13 protein-coding genes are annotated in these 13,893 nt (G+C 62.8%); 5 read left to right on the top strand and 8 right to left on the bottom strand.

The features are described 5' to 3' along the window. Positions 1-10: 10 nt before the first annotated feature. Genes ACMGF9_RS16405 through prpB form a run of 3 tightly spaced genes read right to left on the bottom strand, consistent with a single transcriptional unit; the run spans position 11 to position 3,600 of the window. Positions 11-1,462: a bifunctional 2-methylcitrate dehydratase/aconitate hydratase gene (locus tag ACMGF9_RS16405; protein ID WP_414160641.1), complete on the bottom strand. Its 1,452-nt coding sequence runs from the start codon at positions 1,460-1,462 to the stop codon at positions 11-13. A 50-nt stretch (positions 1,463-1,512) separates the two neighbouring features. Continuing rightward, a complete protein-coding gene (prpC, locus tag ACMGF9_RS16410; protein WP_004939298.1) occupies positions 1,513-2,676 on the bottom strand; it encodes a 2-methylcitrate synthase in 1,164 nt (387 codons plus the stop codon). 33 nt (positions 2,677-2,709) lie between these two features. Then, the gene (prpB, locus tag ACMGF9_RS16415; RefSeq protein ID WP_015377140.1) at positions 2,710-3,600 is read right to left on the bottom strand and encodes a methylisocitrate lyase; all 891 of its coding nucleotides are present in this window, start codon (positions 3,598-3,600) and stop codon (positions 2,710-2,712) included. Positions 3,601-3,844: 244 nt separating this feature from the next. Between prpB and prpR the strand changes: the two genes are divergently transcribed. Then, positions 3,845-5,431, top strand: a complete 1,587-nt coding sequence (gene prpR, locus ACMGF9_RS16420; RefSeq protein WP_015377139.1) for a propionate catabolism operon regulatory protein PrpR — start codon at positions 3,845-3,847, stop codon at positions 5,429-5,431. Positions 5,432-5,434: 3 nt separating this feature from the next. Here the strand turns inward: prpR and ACMGF9_RS16425 are convergent, their stop codons facing one another. Then, positions 5,435-6,343 (bottom strand): DMT family transporter, encoded by a 909-nt coding sequence (locus tag ACMGF9_RS16425; protein WP_004939309.1) that lies wholly within the window; start codon positions 6,341-6,343, stop codon positions 5,435-5,437. Positions 6,344-6,479: 136 nt separating this feature from the next. Here ACMGF9_RS16425 and ACMGF9_RS16430 point away from each other — a divergent pair, with 136 nt between their 5' ends. After that, positions 6,480-6,914 carry an Lrp/AsnC family transcriptional regulator gene (locus ACMGF9_RS16430; protein ID WP_004939311.1) on the top strand — a complete coding sequence of 145 codons (435 nt, stop codon included), beginning with the start codon at positions 6,480-6,482 and terminating at the stop codon, positions 6,912-6,914. Here the strand turns inward: ACMGF9_RS16430 and dinG are convergent, their stop codons facing one another. The 4 genes from dinG to ACMGF9_RS16450 all read right to left on the bottom strand — a co-directional run bounded on the left by dinG (position 6,915) and on the right by ACMGF9_RS16450 (position 10,675). Then, positions 6,915-9,113: an ATP-dependent DNA helicase DinG gene (gene dinG / locus ACMGF9_RS16435; protein WP_015377137.1), complete on the bottom strand. Its 2,199-nt coding sequence runs from the start codon at positions 9,111-9,113 to the stop codon at positions 6,915-6,917. It abuts the gene before it with no gap. A gap of 66 nt (positions 9,114-9,179) precedes the next feature. Continuing rightward, on the bottom strand, positions 9,180-9,572 hold the full coding sequence (locus ACMGF9_RS16440; protein ID WP_021503923.1) for a tautomerase family protein: 393 nt from the start codon (positions 9,570-9,572) through the stop codon (positions 9,180-9,182). After that, on the bottom strand, positions 9,562-9,894 hold the full coding sequence (locus ACMGF9_RS16445; protein WP_015377135.1) for a carboxymuconolactone decarboxylase family protein: 333 nt from the start codon (positions 9,892-9,894) through the stop codon (positions 9,562-9,564). Before ACMGF9_RS16445 ends, ACMGF9_RS16440 begins: the two co-directional genes overlap by 11 nt. A gap of 124 nt (positions 9,895-10,018) precedes the next feature. Continuing rightward, positions 10,019-10,675 (bottom strand): glutathione S-transferase family protein, encoded by a 657-nt coding sequence (locus ACMGF9_RS16450; protein WP_015377134.1) that lies wholly within the window; start codon positions 10,673-10,675, stop codon positions 10,019-10,021. Between the two features lie 241 nt (positions 10,676-10,916). On the opposite strand from ACMGF9_RS16450, the gene ompC reads away from it, so the two are divergent. The 3 genes from ompC to ACMGF9_RS16465 all read left to right on the top strand — a co-directional run bounded on the left by ompC (position 10,917) and on the right by ACMGF9_RS16465 (position 13,893). Further along, complete coding sequence (ompC, locus tag ACMGF9_RS16455) at positions 10,917-12,014, top strand: porin OmpC (RefSeq protein WP_004939326.1); 1,098 nt, start codon at positions 10,917-10,919, stop codon at positions 12,012-12,014. 179 nt (positions 12,015-12,193) lie between these two features. Next, positions 12,194-13,045: a GNAT family N-acetyltransferase gene (locus ACMGF9_RS16460; protein WP_118892301.1), complete on the top strand. Its 852-nt coding sequence runs from the start codon at positions 12,194-12,196 to the stop codon at positions 13,043-13,045. A 17-nt stretch (positions 13,046-13,062) separates the two neighbouring features. Then, the gene (locus ACMGF9_RS16465) at positions 13,063-13,893 is read left to right on the top strand and encodes a 5'-nucleotidase, lipoprotein e(P4) family (RefSeq protein WP_118892302.1); all 831 of its coding nucleotides are present in this window, start codon (positions 13,063-13,065) and stop codon (positions 13,891-13,893) included.

Raw genomic sequence — 13,893 nt, forward strand, 5'->3', positions numbered from 1 at the left:
GCCGCTCGCGTCAGATCACCCACAAATCGAGGTACTCATTGACCGGCATCTGCGCCAGCCGCTGCCGATCCAGCGACACCTCGAGAATGCGCTGCTGCTGCAGGGCCGGGAACTGGCGCGCCAGGTTGGTTTTGAACTTCTCGATCAGCAGCGGGATGCCCGCTTCGCGCCGCCGCGCATGGCCGATAGGATACTCCACCGCCACCTCATCCAGACGGCTGCCGTCGGCGAACTCCACCGTCAGCGCATTGGCGATCGAGCGTTTTTCCGGATCGTGATAATCGCGCGTGAAGGCGGGATCTTCATGGCAGTGGATCTTGCCGCGCAATGCGTCGATGCGCGGATCCTCGGCCACCCGATCCTCGTAATCGGCCGCCGTCAGCCGGCCGAACAGCAGCGGGATCGCCACCATATACTGAATGCAGTGATCGCGATCCGCCGGGTTATCCAGCGGCCCTTGCTTGTCGATAATGCGCAGGCAGGCCTCGTGGGTGCGGATGCTCACCCTGGCGATATCGGCGGCGGTTTTGCCGGCGGCCTGCATCTGGCGGTGCAGCGTCATGGCCGCCTCCACGGCGGTCTGGGCATGGAACTCCGCCGGGAACGAAATTTTAAACAGCACATTCTCCATCACATACGCGCCGTACGGCCGCTGGAAGCGGAAAGGTTTGCCGTTGAACGAGACGTCGTAGAACCCCCAGGTCGGCGCCGTGAGCGCCGAGGGATAGCCCATCTCGCCGGTGGCGGCCATCAGCGCCAGCCGCACTGCGCGCGCGGTCGCATCCCCCGCCGCCCAGGATTTGCGGGTGCCGGCGTTCGGCGCATGGCGATAAGTGCGCAGCGACTGCCCGTCCACCCACGCCAGCGACACCGCGTTCAGGATCGCCTCGCGGCTCAGGCCGAGCAGCTGCGCCACCACCGCGGTGGACGCCACCTTCACCAGCAGCACGTGATCCAACCCCACCCGGTTGAAGGCGTTTTCCAGCGCCAGGCAGCCCTGGATCTCGTGCGCCTTAATCATGGCGATCAGCACCTGCCGCATGGTCAGCGGCGCTTTGCCCGCCGCCACCGCCTGACGCGAGAGCCAGTCGGCCACCGCCAGGATCCCGCCCAGGTTGTCCGACGGGTGGCCCCACTCCGCCGCCAGCCAGGTGTCGTTGAAATCGAGCCAGCGGATCATGGCGCCGATATTGAACGCCGCCTGAACCGGATCCAGCTGGAAACGGGTGCCCGGCACCCGACTGCCGTTCAGCACCTCGGCGCCCGGCACCACCGGCCCCATCAGTTTCTTGCAGGCCGGGTAGCTCAGCGCCTCCAGCCCGCAGCCGAGGGTATCGAGCAGGCAATAGTGGGCGGTGCGGTACGCCGCCGGGGTATCGACGGCCTCTTTCATCACATAATCGACGATATCGACCATCTCGCGATCGAACGGCGGACGGCCGGTGTTGGCAGACTCAAGCATCATGATCCCCAAAGGCTCCATAGTGAAAACGACACGATAACGATCGGCGCTCAGCGCTGATCCAGCGGTACGAACGCCCGCGCTTCCGGCCCGGTATAGTTGGCGGACGGGCGAATGATTTTGTTGTCCTGCCGTTGCTCGATGATGTGCGCCGACCAGCCGCTCACCCGCGCCATGACAAACAGCGGCGTGAACATTTCGGTAGGCACCCCCAGCTGGTGGTAAGACACCGCCGAGAACCAGTCGAGGTTGGGGAACATGTTTTTGGTGTCGCGCATCACGCTTTCCAGCCGGTCGGCGATGTCATACAGCTTCATCGCGCCCGCTTCCTGCGACAGGCGCAGCGCGATCTCTTTGATCACCTGATGGCGCGGATCGGAGACGGTGTACACCGGGTGCCCGAAGCCGATCACCACCTCTTTGTTGTCGATGCGGCGGCGAATGTCGGCTTCCGCTTCGTCCGGCGTTTCATAGCGTTGCTGGATCTCCAGCGACACCTCGTTGGCGCCGCCGTGCTTCGGCCCGCGCAGCGCGCCAATGGCGCCGACGATCGCCGAATAGACGTCGGATCCGGTGCCGGCGATCACCCGGCCGGCGAAGGTCGAGGCGTTGAACTCATGCTCGGCGTACAGGATCAGTGACGCATGCATGGCCTGCTCCCAGCTGGCGGAAGGCGCTGCGCCGTGCAGCAGGTGCAGGAAGTGGCCGCCGATGGAATCGTCGTCGGTCTCCGGCTGAATGCGCTCGCCGTTGTGGCTGTAGTGATACCAATAGAGCAGCATCGATCCCAACGACGCCAGCAGCCGATCGGCGATGTCGCGCGCGCCGGCTGCGCCGTGCTGTTCTTTTTCCGGCAGGGTGCAGCCGAGGGCCGAAACGCCGGTGCGCATCACGTCCATCGGGTGAGACGCCGCCGGCAGCGCCTCCAGCACCGTGCGCACGCTGGCGGGCAGGCCGCGCAGCGCTTTGAGACGGTGTTTATAGGCCTGCAGCTCGTCGCGGTTGGGCAACTTGCCGTGGATCAGCAGATGGGCGACCTCTTCAAACTCGCAGTGGCGCGCGAGATCGAGAATGTCGTAACCGCGATAGTGCAGATCGTTGCCGCTGCGTCCTACGGAACACAGCGCGGTATTCCCGGCGGGCACGCCGGATAACGCCACGGATTTTTTCGGCTTAACGCCAGTCGGGCTTTGCGGGGGGATCGCTTGGCTCATACTGTCCTCATTTGGCTTCTGCGTGAATGGCGCTTATTCGTCGCGCTGGCGAGCGAACAGAGCGTCGAGTTTCTCTTCGAACAAATAGTAGTTGATGCTTTCGTACAGCTCGTTGCGGGTCTGCATGGTGTCGATGACGCTTTTCTGCGTGCCCTCCTCGCGCAGGGCGCGGTACACCCGCTCCGCCGCCCGGTTCATCGCCCGAAAGGCCGACAGCGGATACAGCGCCATATCCACCCGGGCGCTGCGCAGCTCGTCGGTGGTGAACAGCGGCGTCGCGCCGAATTCGGTGATGTTGGCGAGGATCGGCACCTGCGTCGCTTCGGCGAAGCGGCGGTACATGCCCAGCTCGGTGATCGCCTCCGGAAACAGCATGTCGGCCCCGGCCGCCACGTAAGCCTGAGCGCGCTCGATGGCCGCCTCCAGCCCCTCCACCGCCAGCGCATCGGTGCGCGCCATGATCACGAAGTCCGGATCGCTGCGCGCATCCACCGCCGCCTTGATGCGATCCACCATCTCTTCGGTGGAGACGATGGCCTTATTGGGCCGATGGCCGCAGCGCTTGGCGCCAACCTGATCTTCGATATGCAGCGCCGCCGCCCCGGCCTTGCTCACCGCGCGCACCGTGCGGGCGACGTTGAACGCCGATGCGCCGAAACCGCTGTCGACATCCACCAGCAGCGGCAGCGGGCAGACGTCGGTGATGCGGCGAATATCGGTCAACACATCGTCCAGCGTCGAAATGCCCAGATCCGGCAGCCCCAGCGAACCGGCCGCCACGCCGCCGCCGGAAAGATAGATGGCCTGGAACCCCGCCCGCTGGGCCAGCAGGGCATGGTTGGCGTTGATCGCGCCGGCGATTTGCAGGGGTTTCTCTTTACTCAGGGCCTGACGAAAGGCGAGCCCGGGTGAGCGCAGCGTCATGACGTTCTCTCCGATTAGCTAGATGGAACAGACAGAGCAAGGGACGGGCCAGGTTGCACTTTGGCGGGGAAAAAATTAAAAGCGATAAAAATAAGTGAGTTATAAAATTCGCGTCGCCATTGGGCAGACCAAGCGATAAAAAACGTTTCAGTTAACGTTTCAATCGCTGTTTCACGCGGCATGTTTGAAACATGACTGAAACAAGACTACACCTACTGCAGCCACTTTCATTCGGTAACCTACCATGAGCGATCACATCACGCCGTCCCGCACGCCTGACAAACCGGTGATCTGGACCGTCTCCATCACCCGCCTGTTCGATCTGTTCCGGGATATCAGTCTCGAGTTCGACCATCTGGCGACCATCACCCCGATCCGTCTCGGCTTCGAGGAGGCGGTGCAGCATATTCGCGATCGCCTGGCGACCGAGCCTTGCGACGCCATCATCGCCGCCGGCTCCAACGGCGCCTACCTGAAAAGCCGCCTGTCGGTGCCGGTCATTTTGGTCAAGCCCGGCGGCTTCGACCTGCTGCAGGCGCTAAGCAAGGCGCGCAGAACCGCCGATCGAATCGGCGTCATCACCTACAAAACGCCCCTGCCCGCGCTGCTGGAGTTCCAGCAAACCTTCGATCTGCCGCTGGAGCAGCGCAGCTACGTCACCGAAGAGGACGCGCGCGGCCAGATCGCCGAGCTGAAAGCCGCCGGCATTCAGGCGGTGGTCGGCGCCGGCCTCATCAGCGATCTGGCGGAAGAGGCCGGGCTCACCGCCATTTTTCTCTATTCCGCCGCCACCCTGCGCGCCGCCTTCAGCGACGCGCTGGACGTGACGCGCCTGATGCTGGGCGGCGCCAAACGTGGCGGTGACTACGCCGCGCGCAATACCCTGCAACCGCGCTATGGGCTGAGCGATTTACAGGGCGATTCCCCGCAGATGGAGCAGACGCGGCGCACCATCATGCTGTACGCCCGATCGCCGGCGGCGGTGTTGATCGAAGGCGAAACCGGCACCGGCAAAGAGCTGGCGGCGCAGGCGATCCACCGCGAATACTTTTCCCGGCGCGGCGCGACGCCGCCGTTCGTCGCCATCAACTGCGGCGCCATCGCCGAATCGCTGCTGGAGGCGGAACTGTTCGGCTATGAGGAAGGCGCCTTTACCGGCTCACGGCGCGGCGGCCGACGCGGGCTGTTGGAAACCGCCAACGGCGGCACCCTGTTTCTGGATGAGATCGGCGAAATGCCGCTGCACCTGCAAACCCGGCTGCTGCGGGCGCTGGAAGAGAAAACCATCACGCGGGTCGGCGGGCAACAGCCGGTGGCGGTCGATTTTCGCGTTATCAGCGCCACCCACAATCGCCTGGAGCAGGCGATTCAACACGGCGATTTTCGCGCCGATCTGTTCTACCGTCTGAGCGCCCTGCGGCTGCAGCTGCCGCCGTTGCGGGCGCGTGGCGACGATATTGCGATGCTGGCGGAACACTTTCTGAAACAGTCGCTGGCGGCGCTCGACGTGCCGCTGACGGAGCCGCTGCGCACCGCCCTGGCCGGCTGTTACGCCGCGCTCAGTCATTACGCCTGGCCCGGCAACCTGCGCGAGCTGCGCAACATGATGGAGCGGGTGGCGCTGATGCTGAGCACCGGCGTCGCGCCGAGCGGCGAGACCCTGCAGTGGCTGCTGCCGGAGCTGGCGGTGGCGCCGCCGCCCGAGACGCCGGCGGCGCCCGTCTCCGCCCACGAAGCCCTGGCGCGGTGCGGAGGCGACCACGCCGCTGCCGCCCGGTTGCTCGGGATCAGCCGCACCACTTTATGGCGCCGGCTGAAAAAACCGCGCTGAGCATCAGCCGGCGCGCCGGCCGTCCGAGGCCGGCAGCAGCCGCGCTCGCCGCTCGCCCAGCAGGTTCATGCCCGCCGCCGCCAGCAGGATGATCGCCGCGCCCAGCAGCTGCCACACAGACAGCCGGTGGCCAAACGCCAGGCGATCCACCAGCATAGCGGCGATCGGGTAGATGAACGACAGCGAGCCGATCAGATTGGTGGGCAGCTTCTGCAGGGCGCCGTACATCAACACGTACATCAGGCCGGTGTGCAGCACGCCGAGCGTCGCCAGCATCCCCCACTGCCCCACGCTGGCCGAAACGTGGAAATCCACCAGCGGCAACAGCATCACCGCCCCCACCGTCACCTGGATCAGCGCAATAAGATGCGGCGGCGTGCCCTTCAGCCGCTTGGCCGCCAGCGCCATCAGGGCGTAGAAAAACGCCGCGCCGAGCGCCAGCGCGATGCCCGCCAGATAATGACTCTGCTCCCCCGCCTGCCGCGGCTGCGCCAGCACCACCAGCATCATGCCGCCGAACGCCAGCCCCAGCCACAGCAGCTTGCGGGCGGTCAGCCGTTCCCCCAGAAACAGCGCCCCCAGCCCCACCAGCATAAACGGCTGGGTATTGTACACCGCGGTGGCGATGGAGATAGACGCATAGGAATAGGCGGCGAACAGCAGCAGCCAGTTGATCACCAGCGCGACGCCGCCGGCGATCGCCAGCAGCAGCGTGGCGCGCGTCAGCGCATCGCGCCGCAGCTGCCCCAATACGCCGCACACCGCCAGCAGCACCAGCGCGCCTACCGCGCAGCGCCAAAACACCACGTTGATAACCGGCTGGCCGGACATCAACACAAACCAGCCGATGGAGCCGGAAATCAACATCGCCGCCGCCATCTCCAGCGATCCGCGTTTTATCTCTGCATTCATTCTGCGTTCCTCGAAGCTTGCCCAGAGACATAGCTTGCGGCTTCGCTGGGCGGCTTTCCATAGCATAAAAAAGGCAGATATGCTTAACTGCCTTTTTCTCGCAGCTATAATAAATAAAATACCTAACGGAGGCGTTATGGATGATATCGATCGCCAAATCCTGACCATTCTGGCGGACGATGCGCGCGCATCGTTGAAGACGCTGAGCGCGCAGGTGGGCCTGTCGTCGCCGAGCACGTCGGAAAGACTGCGGCGGCTGGAGGAAAGCGGCGTGATCCAGGGCTATACCCTGAACGTCAATCTGCAGGCGGTGGGCTACGCCTTCGAGTCGCTGGTGCGCATCAAGCCGCTGCCGGGCATGCTGAAGAAGGTCGAGCAGCTGATTCAGGCGATCCCGGAAGTGGTCGAATGCGATAAGGTGACCGGCGAAGACTGCTTTATCGTGCGGCTGGTGGCGCACTCGATGGAACAGCTCGACCACACCCTCGATCGGCTGGCCGAGCATGCGCAGAGCAACACCTCGATCGTGAAAACCACGCCGGTCAAGCGCCGCCTGCCGCCGCTGCTCTGATTAACGCCGCCGCTTGCGGGCGAACGGGTTGCCGCGCTTCTTCTCTTTTTTGGCCGCGTCGGCGGCGGATTTCAGCGCCGCCAGATGCGCCTTGTCGGCCTCCGGCACCGCGCGCTGCTCGATCGGGAACACCGGCAGCGACGCCAACAGCCGCGAACCGTAATTTTTGGTCAGCAACCGGCGATCGTAGATCACGATCTCGCCGTAGCATTGGTTGCTGCGGATCAGACGGCCGACCTGCTGGATCAGATTGAACGAGGCGCTCGGCAGGCTCTGCACTTCGAACGGATAGCGCTTCAGCGATTTCAGCCACTCGCCTTCGGTGATGATCACCGGGCTGTCGATCGGCGGGAACGCGATTTTGTGAATATGCACCTGGGTCAACAGTTCGCCTTTCAAATCCAGCCCTTCGGCGAACGATTGCAGCCCCACCAGCACGCTGGCGACGCCCTTCTCCACCCGCTTGCGGTGCTCTTCCACCAGCCGGTAGCGCGGCTGGTCACCCTGCACCAGCAGCATCAGCCGCAGATCGGTCACGTAGCTGAGGAAAGTCTGCATCGCCCGATGGCTGCTGAACAGGATCAGCATGCCTTTGTGCTTGCCGCTCGCCTGCTCGGCGCGGAAAAACCGCGCCATCTCCTCGAGGTGCTCCGCCTCATTGGCGAGCGCCGGTTCATAGCGCATCTGCGGAATAACAATCTTGCCCTGTTCGACGTGATTGAACGGCGAAGAGAGCGTTTCGAAGCGATCGCCGGCCTTCTCGCTCAGCCCGCTCATCTCCTGCAAACGCGCGAAGCTGTTCAGTGAACGCAGCGTGGCCGAGGTGACCACCACGTGCGGCACCTTGCGCCACAGCAGCTTCTCCAGCTGATCGCTGACGCGGATGCCGACACAGTGCAAATACAGATGGGTGACGTTATCGCGCAGTTCGCGCGTGACCCATTTGGAGATCGGCGCGTTGGACGACTTGTCGAGCGCCGCCAGCCGCCACAGCTTGCTCATCGCTTCCAGATAGCCCAGCGTGCGGCTCATCTGCAGGATGGCGCGGTGCAGGCGCATGATGTCGTGCTTGCCGGTCTGCTCAGTAAGATCGTTAAGCACGAACTCCGCCAGCCCGCGCAATGCATCGGTCAGTTTAAACAGCCGCGCGCAACTCTCCACCATCTCCGCCGGCAGCTCGCCCATTTCAAAACGGTGCTCGGCGGCCACGCTGTCGCCGGGCAGGTAGGCGCTGACCTGATGCTCGAAGATCTGCACCAGTTCGCGCAGCTCCTCGCAATGGTTTTTCAGCCGTTCGCTGTTGGCCAGCCCCGGCGGATTCTTCGGCCGGTACTGCGTCATGCACTGTTCGACCTGGCGCACGATCATGTCCAGCTGCAGGTTGGTCGACAGCGCGGTGATTTCCCCGTCGATCTCCAGCGCGTCGCGCGCCACCTCCGGCAAATGGTGACCTTCGTCCAGCACCAGCAGCAACTCTTTCGGGTTCGGCAGCACCGATTCCGTCTCCAGCGCCGCCATCACCAGCGCGTGATTGGCCACCACCACGTCGGCGCTCTCGATCTCTTTGCGGGCGATATAGAACGGGCATTCGCGAATGTAGTGACAGTTGCGCCCCAGGCAGTTGGCCTTGTCGGTGCTCAGCTTGGCCCACAGCGGATCGTCGATGCTCTGCTGATAGTGATCGCGCAGCCCATCCCACTCAAAGCGGGCCAGCGCCTTGGTCAGTTTCTGGCACAGCGCCTGCTCTTCGCCGCTGGACGGCGCCAGCTCGTCGTCGAGGAACAGCGTCAGATCGCCCTGTTGACTGACGTCGGTGCTCATCGCCGCCAGGTTGCGCGGGCAGACGTAACGCCCGCGGCCAAAGGCGCCGGTAAATTTCAGATCGGGGATAATCTTCTTCAGCAGCGGCAAATCCTTGCTGTAAATCTGATCCTGCAGCGCCACGTTGGCGGTGCTCACCACCAGCGGCTTGCTCTCCGCCCGCCCGACGGCGATGCCCGGGATCAGGTAAGACAGCGTTTTGCCGACGCCGGTCGGCGCCTCGATCGCCAGATGGCGCGGGTAGTCGCCGGCCAGCGTCTTGGCCACCTCGGCGATCATCTGGCGCTGGGGCGCGCGGGAAATAAAATCCGGTATTTGCTGCTGCAGGGCTTTGTACCACTGGCCAATCTGATCTTTAACTGCGGAGGAGAGCGCCATTCAACTCTTATCTAAACGAAATGATGGCGCTATTGTCCCACAGACCGCCGACGACGTCAGCCCGAGTTACGTCTGCGGATCGATCATTGAGGCGCGCCCGCCGCCGAATGACCACTCGTCCCGCTGGGTGGTGGCGATCACCACCATCACATCCTCGGGGTTCAGCCGCAGGTTTTCCGCCAGCAGCGCCGCCAGCCGCCCGTAGAAGCGCCGCTTGGTGTCGCTGTCGCGCGGCCGCCCGGCGGTGATGTAAAACAGCACGAAATCCGCGCTGCGCGGCCCGCCGAGATAGTCGCGATCGTAGATAAGCTCACCGGGGCGGTATTGATCGATCGCCTGAAACCTGTCCGCCGGCGGCACCTCGAAGGCCTCCACCAGCGCCTGATGCAGGCTGTCGGACAAGGTTTGCAGATAGTCGGCGGACTTGCCCTGATGCAGGGCGATGCGGCTAAACGGCATGGGGCGCCTCCGGTTCCAGCTCGCGCAGGCGCGCCACGGCCGACGCCGCCGCGGGCCAGCCGGCGTAAAACGCCAGGTGGGTGATGAGCTCCGCCAATTGCGGGCGATCGACACCGTTGCGCTGCGCCAGCTGCAGATGAAACGGCAGTTGCTCCAGGCGGTTGAGCGCCACCAGCGCGGCGACGGTGATCAGGCTGCGCTCGCGCGGGCTCAGCTCTGGCCGCTGCCAGACATCGTCAAACAAGACGCTGTCGCTGAGCTGCGCCAGCTTGGGGGCGATCTCGCCGAACGCCTGTTGCCCGGCCTGGGATTTTGATGGCATCACACTCTCCTGTCAGTTGCGGATAGCCTTACGCTACCCGCCGCCGAGGCGAGTGAAAATCGGGATTTTCGGCACTCTCGGTTCAGAAAAACGGGAGGGTTCCCCGCCAGGCGGCGGGGCGATTTCACGGTTCCAGCGAGGCAACGCCGTCGAAATGGGCGCTCAGCAGCGCATTCAGCTCCGGCCGCCGCTCCACCCGTTCGGCAATGGCGTAAAGCCGCGGGCAGTGTTGCCGGAACCACGCGCGGCCCGGCCGCCAGTTGCACATTACCGCCACGTACAGATCCAACGCGCTGAAGCTCTTGCCGAGAAACCACGGGCCAGACGCCCCTGCGGCGGCGTTCAACTGCCGCAATAAACGCTCACGATAATCCATTACCGCGTTTTTCAGCTGTTCCGCCCCTGCCGCCTGCGGCTGCCAGCGCTGCGGATGGTCGGCATAGGTGAAGGTGGGGTAAATCTCCGCGTTGATGAACAGCAGCCAGCGCAGAAAACGCGGCAACAGCGGCGAACCGCCGGGCGGCGCCAGCTCGGCATGCGGCGCGCGATCGTGCAGCAGCAGGATAATCGCCGCACTCTCCGTCATCACTTCGTCATTGGGCAGCACTAAGGTGGGCACCTGACCCAGCGGGTTCAGCGCCAACAGGCGATCGCGTTCCGGGCCGTCCTGCGTGTAATCCACCTCCTCATAGCCCCAGGGGAAAGCAGTCAACGCCAACGCGGCGGCCACGATGGTCGAACCGCAGCCCTGCGTACCGAACAAAGTATAAGTATCGTGCATGATTCCTCCCGCAGCGGAACAAGGTATCGGTAACTGTAGACCAGCCGCAGACCATCGGCTGAAGAAAAAATTCACCCTTTGCGCGACTTTTTTTATCGTTCGACATGAAAATGAATTTTTTGTCATAAATAGATCACATTACTACGGTAAAAATTCTCCGCCGCCAACAATCAGGCGGCACAGTAAAACAGCAATGCAACTGATGATAAGCGTCTTTCAATCGAATAAAGCAGGGTAACCCATGAAACGTAATCTTCTGGCCGTTATTATTCCGGCACTTTTACTTGCGCAAGCGGCACAGGCAGCAGAAATCTACAATAAAGACGGCAACAAACTCGATTTTTACGGCCGTGTGAAAGCCCTGCATTATTTCTCTGATGATGCAGGCAATGATGGTGATAAAACTTACGTCCGTATCGGCTTTAAAGGCGCGACTCAGATTAACGATATGCTGACCGGCTATGGCCAGTGGGAATATCAGATCGCCGCCAACCATTCTGAATCCGACGGCACCAAAGACACCAAAACGCGTCTGGGCTTCGCCGGTCTGAAATATAAGGACCTCGGCTCCTTCGACTACGGTCGCAACTACGGTATCATTTACGACGTAGGCGCCTGGACGGATATGATCCCTGAATTCGGCGACGATGCTTATATCAAGACCGACAACTTTATGAACGGCCGTACCAATGGCGTCGCCACCTACCGTAATAACAACTTCTTCGGTCTGGTTGACGGCCTGAAATTTGCCGTGCAGTACCAGGGCAAGAACGAAAACGACGGCCGCTCCGCCAGCAAGGCAAACGGCGACGGCTGGGGTCTCTCCTCCAGCTATGAAATCATCGACGGCCTGAGCGTGGGCGCCGCCTATGCTTCTTCCAACCGCACCGCCACGCAAAAGGCGGGCACCTTCGGTAAAGGCGACAAGGCCGATATCTGGGCTGGCGGTCTGAAATACGACAACAACAATGTCTACCTGGCCGCGACTTATTCGCAGAGCCGCAATATCGCGCCTATTTCCGGCACCGCTACCATCAATAATAACTCGACCTCCGTTAGCGGCTTCGCCAATAAAGCGGAAGGGATTGAATTGGTCGCGCAATATCAATTCGACTTCGGCCTGCGCCCATCGCTGGGTTACGTTCAGCAGAAAGGCAAAGATATTGAAGGCATCGGCGACGTCGATCTGGTGAAATATTTCGACGTGGCGGCGACCTATTACTTCAACAAAAACATGTCCACTTATGTCGAATATAAAATCAACCAACTTGATGACGACAACAAGCTGGGTCTGAAAAACGACGACGTCGTTGTTGTCGCCCTGACCTACCAGTTCTGATGTGATGAATGAATAACCACCACTGCAAACTTTAGCGTCACTTGATACCCAGAGTTTTATTTCGCCGGGCGGCTGCGTCCGGCTTTTTTGTTTTTATTTTCCCCGCCGGCGAATCCCTCCGCTTGCCTTGCAAAACAAACGGGTCTACATGTATAGCTTTCCCCCGAGCGGAATCAGCCATGCATAACGACGGACGCTTCGACTACCACAACGCCTTGCGCTACAGTAGCGACGAACTGGCCAACATCCTCAACCACTGTTTTGAAAACTACATCGTGCGTTTCGTGCTCGACGGGCCGACCTTCGCCGCCCGCTTCAGCGCCGAAGACCTCAGCCTGAACGACAGCCTGATCGTCACTCACCGCCATGAACCGGTGGCGGTGGCGCTGATCGCCCGCCGCGGGCGTCAAAGCCGGGTGGCGGCCTTTTCCGTGCGCCCGGAGATGCGCGGCCAGGGGCTGGGCAAGGCGCTGATGCAGCGGCTGGTGGCGGATGCCCGCCAGCGCGGCGATCGGCGGCTGTCGTTGGAGGTGATCGAAGGCAACGACGCCGCGCTGGCGCTGTACCACCGCGCCGGGCTGCGCATCGTGCGCACCCTGACCGGCCATCAGGCGCCGGCGGAAGTGCCGCCAGGCACGGCGGCGCTGCAGGCGGTCGATCCGCTGACCGTCAGCCATCGCCTGACGGCGGAAGGCGCCACCGATCTGCCCTGGTTGATCGCTCCCGAATCGCTGTTCAAGCTGCCAGGCACACCGCAAGCCTATACGCTCAATCGTCAGGCCTACGCCGTGGTGATGCCCGGCGCCGAGCACTGCTGGCTGCGCCTGATCTACGTGCCGCCGCAGCACCGCGGCCAGGGGCATGCCCGCGCCTTGCTGGCCGCCCTGCAAGCGCAGTTCGCCCCTTTGCCGCTGACCGCCAACGTTTTTGTGCCCGAGGTGGCCGCCCCCTTCTTTACGCATCTTGGCTGGCGGCAGGATCCTCTGCGCCAGTTCGAGATGGATATGCTGCTGGACAGCCCACAAAAATAAAACCGGGAGAGATAACGATGGCAGGAAAACAGGCAAGGAAACTCACCCTCGGCGCGGCGGTTGGCGTCGCGCTGCTGGCGTTGGCCGGTTGCGCGCAGCCGCCGCACACCGACGCCCAGGCCCAGCAGCGGCTGGCGGATCAGTCGGTGCTGGCGGTGAACTGGTTCCAACAGTCCGGTGAATACCAGGCGCTGGCCCACCAAGCGTTCAACAGCGCGCAACGCGCCTTCGATCGGGCCAGGGCCGCGCCGGGCCGCAAAAAGGCGGTGGTGGTCGATCTGGATGAAACCATGCTGGACAACAGCCCCTACTCCGCCTGGCAGGCGCAGCAGGGCCAGCCGTATGACGGCGCCACCTGGGCCCAATGGACGCAGGCCGAACAGGCCGGCGCGGTGCCGGGGGCAGTGTCGTTCGCCCGTTACGTTAACGCCCACCAGGGGACGATGTTCTACGTCTCGAACCGCAAACAGAGCGAATATGCCGCCACGGTGGCCAACATGCAGAAGCTCGGTTTCACCGGCATGTCGGAAAAAACCGTCTTGCTCAGTACCGACACGTCCAATAAGCAGGCGCGCTTCGACGCCATCAAACAAGCCGGCTATGACATCGTGGTGTACGCGGGCGACAACCTGAACGACTTCGGCGCCGCGACCTACCACCAGGATAATGCGCAGCGCCGAGCGTTTGTCAGCGAGAACCAGAACAAATTCGGCACCGAATTCATCGTGCTGCCCAACCCGCTGTACGGCGATTGGGAGAGCGGCCTGGCTCGCGACTACAACAAGCTGACGCCGCAACAGAAGCTGCAGGTGCGCCAACAGGCGCTCAAGGCCTGGCGCGGGCGCTAA

The organism is Serratia sp. BNK-23 (assembly GCF_047456145.1).
Lineage (GTDB): Bacteria > Pseudomonadota > Gammaproteobacteria > Enterobacterales > Enterobacteriaceae > Serratia > Serratia nematodiphila.

Coding starts and splice junctions, on each gene's coding strand:
- ACMGF9_RS16425 (WP_004939309.1), bottom strand. CDS start 6,343: ATGAATGCAGAGATAAAACGCGGATCGCTGGAGATGGCGGCGGCGATG.
- ACMGF9_RS16460 (WP_118892301.1), top strand. CDS start 12,194: ATGCATAACGACGGACGCTTCGACTACCACAACGCCTTGCGCTACAGT.
- ompC (WP_004939326.1), top strand. CDS start 10,917: ATGAAACGTAATCTTCTGGCCGTTATTATTCCGGCACTTTTACTTGCG.
- prpB (WP_015377140.1), bottom strand. CDS start 3,600: ATGACGCTGCGCTCACCCGGGCTCGCCTTTCGTCAGGCCCTGAGTAAA.
- prpR (WP_015377139.1), top strand. CDS start 3,845: ATGAGCGATCACATCACGCCGTCCCGCACGCCTGACAAACCGGTGATC.
- prpC (WP_004939298.1), bottom strand. CDS start 2,676: ATGAGCCAAGCGATCCCCCCGCAAAGCCCGACTGGCGTTAAGCCGAAA.
- ACMGF9_RS16450 (WP_015377134.1), bottom strand. CDS start 10,675: ATGCACGATACTTATACTTTGTTCGGTACGCAGGGCTGCGGTTCGACC.
- ACMGF9_RS16430 (WP_004939311.1), top strand. CDS start 6,480: ATGGATGATATCGATCGCCAAATCCTGACCATTCTGGCGGACGATGCG.
- ACMGF9_RS16440 (WP_021503923.1), bottom strand. CDS start 9,572: ATGCCGTTTAGCCGCATCGCCCTGCATCAGGGCAAGTCCGCCGACTAT.
- ACMGF9_RS16465 (WP_118892302.1), top strand. CDS start 13,063: ATGGCAGGAAAACAGGCAAGGAAACTCACCCTCGGCGCGGCGGTTGGC.
- ACMGF9_RS16405 (WP_414160641.1), bottom strand. CDS start 1,462: ATGCTTGAGTCTGCCAACACCGGCCGTCCGCCGTTCGATCGCGAGATG.
- dinG (WP_015377137.1), bottom strand. CDS start 9,113: ATGGCGCTCTCCTCCGCAGTTAAAGATCAGATTGGCCAGTGGTACAAA.
- ACMGF9_RS16445 (WP_015377135.1), bottom strand. CDS start 9,894: ATGCCATCAAAATCCCAGGCCGGGCAACAGGCGTTCGGCGAGATCGCC.